The sequence below is a fragment of the Pseudogemmobacter humi genome (assembly GCF_900609055.1).
Lineage (GTDB): Bacteria > Pseudomonadota > Alphaproteobacteria > Rhodobacterales > Rhodobacteraceae > Pseudogemmobacter > Pseudogemmobacter humi.
Map to the genome: position 1 here is coordinate 1 of NZ_UXAW01000025.1, position 5,368 is coordinate 5,368.

6 protein-coding genes and 1 pseudogene are annotated in these 5,368 nt (G+C 59.2%); 6 read left to right on the forward strand and 1 reads right to left on the reverse strand.

The genetic code is table 11. The annotated features are described in order from the left end of the window. Nucleotides 1–524: 524 nt before the first annotated feature. On the reverse strand, nucleotides 525–1,070 hold the full coding sequence (locus XINFAN_RS00305; RefSeq protein WP_160144497.1) for a TniQ family protein: 546 nt from the start codon (nucleotides 1,068–1,070) through the stop codon (nucleotides 525–527). 448 nt (nucleotides 1,071–1,518) lie between these two features. On the opposite strand from XINFAN_RS00305, the gene XINFAN_RS22115 reads away from it, so the two are divergent. The 6 genes and pseudogenes from XINFAN_RS22115 to XINFAN_RS00330 all read left to right on the forward strand — a co-directional run bounded on the left by XINFAN_RS22115 (nucleotide 1,519) and on the right by XINFAN_RS00330 (nucleotide 5,244). Next, nucleotides 1,519–2,031, forward strand: a complete 513-nt coding sequence (locus XINFAN_RS22115; RefSeq protein ID WP_233352070.1) for a hypothetical protein — start codon at nucleotides 1,519–1,521, stop codon at nucleotides 2,029–2,031. After that, the gene (locus XINFAN_RS00310; RefSeq protein WP_233352071.1) at nucleotides 1,998–2,576 is read left to right on the forward strand and encodes an AAA family ATPase; all 579 of its coding nucleotides are present in this window, start codon (nucleotides 1,998–2,000) and stop codon (nucleotides 2,574–2,576) included. The genes XINFAN_RS22115 and XINFAN_RS00310 overlap by 34 nt, the downstream gene beginning before the upstream one ends. 197 nt (nucleotides 2,577–2,773) lie before the next feature. After that, a complete protein-coding gene (locus XINFAN_RS00315; protein ID WP_124084583.1) occupies nucleotides 2,774–2,962 on the forward strand; it encodes a hypothetical protein in 189 nt (62 codons plus the stop codon). A gap of 236 nt (nucleotides 2,963–3,198) precedes the next feature. Continuing rightward, on the forward strand, nucleotides 3,199–3,555 hold the full coding sequence (locus tag XINFAN_RS00320; protein WP_124084584.1) for a TA system antitoxin ParD family protein: 357 nt from the start codon (nucleotides 3,199–3,201) through the stop codon (nucleotides 3,553–3,555). Nucleotides 3,556–3,711: 156 nt separating this feature from the next. Further along, the gene (gene dcm, locus XINFAN_RS00325) at nucleotides 3,712–4,845 is read left to right on the forward strand and encodes a DNA (cytosine-5-)-methyltransferase (protein WP_124084585.1); all 1,134 of its coding nucleotides are present in this window, start codon (nucleotides 3,712–3,714) and stop codon (nucleotides 4,843–4,845) included. A gap of 13 nt (nucleotides 4,846–4,858) precedes the next feature. Next, nucleotides 4,859–5,244: pseudogene (locus XINFAN_RS00330) on the forward strand (very short patch repair endonuclease). Nucleotides 5,245–5,368 lie beyond the last annotated feature (124 nt).

Sequence of the window (5,368 nt, forward strand, 5' to 3'; positions counted from 1 at the left end):
CACCCGATACGACCGGTGCCCGGAAACCTTCTTCTCAGCCATCATGCTCGCCGCAACGGTCTTCTTCTGGCTATGATCCAGAACGAGTCCTGAGCCTAAGCAACACCTCGCCAGCAGCGTAATACCAATGTGCGAGGACGCACTCGCGAACTTCCGTTCTGAAGGGCGCGAACTCCACGTTCTCAGCAAGATCTCGTGCAAATTTGGAATAAAGTAGACCAAATGCCTTTTGCGGCGCTGCGAGCGGTCCGTCGGCTCGGGCAACCAGAGCGTCAAGTGTTGCCCGAAAGGTCTCAACATCAGGCTGGAGCGCGGGGAATCCAGTATTCAGCGCTTGGGCCTGCAAGCGACTATCCGACAGCACGGCTGATTTCAGCCCCATCAGCGCTGTTCCGACAAGCCCACAGGTCGTCGTTGCGGCATAATGATCCCCGAGCCAGGTCCGATCCTGGCCGAGGGTCAGCCGATCAAACAGCCAGACATCATATTCCGACGGGTCCTCTTCGGCCCCAGGCAACGCTTCATCATTGATGATTGGGAGCGATTTCCGACAGCCGGGAGCCAATATCAAAGCGCATGGCCCGCGTGTGTTCCGTCCACAGAACCTCCAGAGGCGTTCGGTGCTCAATGCAAATGGTCACGTCGCGGAAAAGCCAGTCGCCCCGCATGACCATTTCCTTGAGGGGGAAATCTGGATTGCGCTGCGCATCCTTGGCAAGGCATTTCCGACATCCGCGCATCTCGGGATTACGCAGCGCCCGGGAGCCGATAATCTGGCCTCTGAAGGTCATGCGGATGTTGCCAGAGGGCACGCCCGTCCTGGACAGGAGTTCGTCCATTTCGATGGCGTTCAGACCGGCCCATCGGGCAACTGCTGCCACAGCCTCCTCATCGAGGATCGCCATGCTTCTCAGAGACACGCCCATGTCCAGGTAGAAGTCAGAGGTGGACACGCCCTTGGAGGCTGCGAGCCGGGACACGAAGGAATGAAGCGTTTCGCGGGGTGCCGGTCGAGGGGGTGGGGAGGAAAGCCATGGGAAATCAATATAGGAGGAGGCATTGGGTGTCATGAACTGCCGATGCGGTCCAGTTATGCAGCAGGTGAGGAGCAGCGCAACCATTGAATTGAACCACAGGGGCGGCAACAGTAACGCGTTGCCTTGAAAAAAATAGGACGCGTTTTATTTTATATCAGATAGATGGATCAGAAACGCCCCAATACGATCTTGACGCTGCGGCGCGGTCGCGCTACGTATTCCGCCACTATGAAACAGTGTATTCGGCATAATCAGGGCGTCATACGCGCCAACTGACCCCGTTTCCCCCGGGGCCGATCATTTCTGCCCGTCTTCCTGCAGCATTGATACCATCATGGTCAGGCGTTCCGCCTGCGGCTCTCTTGGGCTTTTCCCAACAGGAGTTCCGACATGTCCAGCATCAAATCCCGTCATAGCCTCAGTGCGGCCTCTGCGTCCTGCATCAAAGCCCGGCACCCGCATCGTGAGGGGCCGCATCGACATGACTAGCGTCGTCAACACCCGCTTTGCAGTGCTGCCCAGCCTGCTGGTCGTTCCTTCCCAAGAGGAGGTCGAGGCCCGGTTCAGGGCGTTTTTCCTGCGTATGCGCCGCGACCGGCTGGGTGCGGATAAACCGATCAAGCTCAACTTCAGCGAGGAGAGGAAGCTCAAAAGCCTTGCGGAAGATGCATGGTCGCGCCGTATGCGTGTGGCTGGACTGACGTCGATCAAGAAGCCCGCCCTGGCCGCGATCTCCGGACTTGCCCGCGAGGGTGGCAGGCTGGTCGGTCCGGCGTCGGAGCATGAAGTCCATCAGCTTGCCGCGAAGTTGCACGCTGAAAGCGGCTGGATGCGAGAGGTCTCGACCTGGGTGATGAACGAGATGCTGCGCCATGTTGCATCAGGCGAGCGGGGGGTTCGCTGCCGCCGGTCATCCTTGCCGGGCCACCCGGCATCGGGAAATCGCATTATGCCCGCACTATCGCACGCCTTCTCGACGCGCCGGTCCGCATGATCGACGTGGGAGGCGGCAGTGCCGGGTTTCGGATTTCGGGCACCGAGAAGGGTTGGGGCGCGGAACAGCCCGGCATTCCTGTCGAGACGATATTGGCAACCAGGGTCGCCAATCCGATCATGGTGGTGGACGAAATCGACAAGGCTCGGACAGCCTATGGCACCAGGAGCGGCTCGACCAGCATCACGACCTCGCTGCTGCAGATGCTGGAGCCGGGGACGGCGCGGCATTTCGAATGCCCGTTCTACCGGATCCCCTTCGATATGTCGCGGGTGGTTTGGGTCATGACCGCAAATGACGCCGATACGATCCCGGAGCCGCTGCGCGATCGCTCGCGGTTGTTCGTCCTGCCGAAGCTGTCGGCGGCGGATGCCGTCGCGCATTTTGATCTGCTGGTCGAGCGGGAGAACACGCGGGCGGCCGATCTGGTCCGCTGTCGCGACTTCGTCATGTCGATGGCGGAGCGGCCAGAGGGCATCAGCCTGCGTCAGATCACGCAGTTGGCCAATGCGGCCAGGGCACCGATGCCGAGGATGGTGCATTGAGGCCCTCGGCCGGGGCTTCATGCACCTGAATGCGTTGCAGGTGCCCGTGTGGTGCTGACGATGTAAATGCCCGAACGAGAGATTGATCGGGCATTCATTCTCAACCTTCCCATGCACGCCTAGGTGAGGGAGCAACGATCACGTCCCGCTGCACGCGCCTGTGCCCTTCCAGCGGCCCCCAAGAGTGGCAGGCAATAGTGGCACAACCCGCAATGGTCGTATCATTTTCTGATATTCCACAATGGCTTGACGTCCACCTGCAGTGGCATCAGGAAGCAATTGAGCCAGCGACTATTGCTCATTTGCGTCTTGAAACCTGGGTGGCTGAAGCGCAGCAAGAAGCCAAAGTAAAAATTAAGCCCGCCATGGGGCGGGCTGCGAGATGATCCGGGGTAACTGGAATATCCCGCGCCCTCATCTCTGCAATTGGTATAGAGATCATGGTGATGGAAAGCAACGTTGCGCCTCCACCATGCGCCGAGGACCACTTATGGCTGCTCTTTGGTGCGATAATGACGACCCATGCCTGACAGCACGCCACAACTAAATCGTCGATCAGATGGGCAAGCGATGTTGAAGGCTTGGTTGCAAAATGCCACCTTTGGATGCGGGAGGTTCCCTAATGTCTCAATCCCTCAAACTTGCTGACGACAAACTTGTCGATGATGCACGTATCGAGGCTGAAATCCGGAGCCGGTCGCTTTCAGGCCAGATCACGCATTGGGCACGGATCGGTCGCGCCATTGAACGATACGGCATATTTGACCACGGTCGTATCTCCCGGGCCTTGGCCGGAGAGCTGGAGACGACGGCCCTGAGCGCCGAGGAAAAGGCGGTCTGGTCGGATCGGTTTCTCGCGAAGATGTCCGAGCCGCGACCTGAGGAGGAAGTCTTCTTCAGCGAAATGCACAACACCGAAAAAGCGGTCGGCCTCGACGCCTCTGGCCATATCGGTCGCACGGATGCTGAGTTGAAGTGATCAATCCGACCATCATTATGCTTGCGGGCCCGAAGGGGGCCGACAGCAGATGGTGATAGCCTTGCGGCTTTCCACAGAAACGCGCCGTTATTGTTGCTTGATGGCCAGAACGGACCTGGATTTTTTCTGTCACCTGCCACACACTCTGTTAGTGAGATGGTCGACAAAATGCGTGCGCGCCCTGCTTTGGTGGCGCACGTGCGGGAGCGCGGTGGAAGTATGGCAAGCCAAGGGTTCAAATTCATTGACCTTTTTGCAGGAATTGGTGGTCTGCGGGTGGGATTCGAGCGGATCGGCGGGACCTGCGTGTTCACCAGCGAATGGAACAAGTTCTCGCAGGCGACCTACAAGGCGAACTTCGAGGATGACACACACGAGGTGAACGGCGACATAACCGCCATCCACGAGGCCGACATCCCCGCCCATGATGTGTTGCTCGCCGGCTTTCCTTGCCAGCCCTTCTCGATTGCCGGGGTCTCGAAGAAAAACTCGCTCGGGCGTCCACATGGCTTTGCGGACGAGACCCAGGGCACGCTTTTCTACGACGTCGTCCGCATCCTGCGTCACCACAAGCCGAAGGCCTTCCTGCTCGAAAACGTCAAGAACCTGCTGTCGCACGACAAGGGCAACACCTTCCGCGTCATTACTCATGCGCTGAACGAGCTGGGTTATGTGATCGACTACAAAGTCATCGATGCGCGCCACTGGGTTCCACAGCACCGCGAGCGGATCTTCATCGTCGGATTCCGGGAAGATGTCCGAGCGGACTTCTCGCTTGATGGCGTGGTTCTGCCTGCGAAGCCGAACCCTCGGCTCGAAAGCATCCTGCATCCGGGGGATGGTTCGGAAATAGCCGAAGAACCCTACACGGTCGGGCGTAAAGCGGAAGTCGCGTCGAAATACACACTGACGCCCAAACTATGGGAATACCTGCAGAAATACGCGGCGAAGCACAAAGCAGCAGGCAACGGTTTCGGCTTTGGCCTCTGTAGCCCGGACAATGTGGCCCGCACGCTGAGCGCCAGATACTACAAGGACGGGTCCGAGATCCTCATCGCCCAGCCCGGCAGTATTCCCCGGCGCCTCACCCCGCGCGAATGCGCACGCCTGATGGGGTTTGATGAGCCCGGCTCGAACCGGCCCTGGAAGATTCCCGTTTCGGACACCCAAGCCTATCGGCAGTTCGGCAATGCCGTTGCGGCACCTGTCGCTGTTGCCATCGCCGAAGCCATGGCTCCGTGGATCGACGGCATGGTGGCTCTGCACCCCAAGAGAAAGTTGCGTGGCTGAGCGCAGGCCCCCGATGACCCGATCCGAGATGATGGCGCGGATCGGGGGCAAGGACACCAAGCCGGAAATGTTGATCCGGCGTGGGCTTCACGCCAGCGGGCTGCGATACGGGTTCATGTCGGCGGCTTACCCGGGCGACCGGATATCGTATTGCCGAGGTTCCGGTCGGCCATCTTCGTCCATGGCTGCTTCTGGCATGCTCACTCAGGATGCAGATATTTCCGCATTCCCGGCACCCGCGCCGAGTTCTGGATTGCCAAGTTCCATGGCAACCATCAACGTGATATCGTCAAGGTTGAACAGCTGCGGCAGGCCGGATGGCGAATTTTGACGGTCTGGAAATGCGCCACGAAGTGGAACTCTGTGGATTGCCTTGGCTTTGTTGCGCTATCCCTGTGACCTACGGATTCATGTTTGTGAGTCAGGGGGTTAGGTTGGCCCCATGAGCAAACCGATCCCTCTTTTCCGCACGACGAACTGGTCGAGCTACAGTCGAGCCTTGAAGCGTCGTGGCTCGCTGATG

What these genes read in the sequence shown, in the direction of transcription:
- XINFAN_RS00320 (WP_124084584.1), top strand. Translation starts at nt 3,199, where the DNA reads ATGTCTCAATCCCTCAAACTTGCTGACGACAAACTTGTCGATGATGCA.
- XINFAN_RS00305 (WP_160144497.1), bottom strand. Translation starts at nt 1,070, where the DNA reads ATGACACCCAATGCCTCCTCCTATATTGATTTCCCATGGCTTTCCTCC.
- XINFAN_RS22115 (WP_233352070.1), top strand. Translation starts at nt 1,519, where the DNA reads ATGACTAGCGTCGTCAACACCCGCTTTGCAGTGCTGCCCAGCCTGCTG.
- dcm (WP_124084585.1), top strand. Translation starts at nt 3,712, where the DNA reads ATGGTCGACAAAATGCGTGCGCGCCCTGCTTTGGTGGCGCACGTGCGG.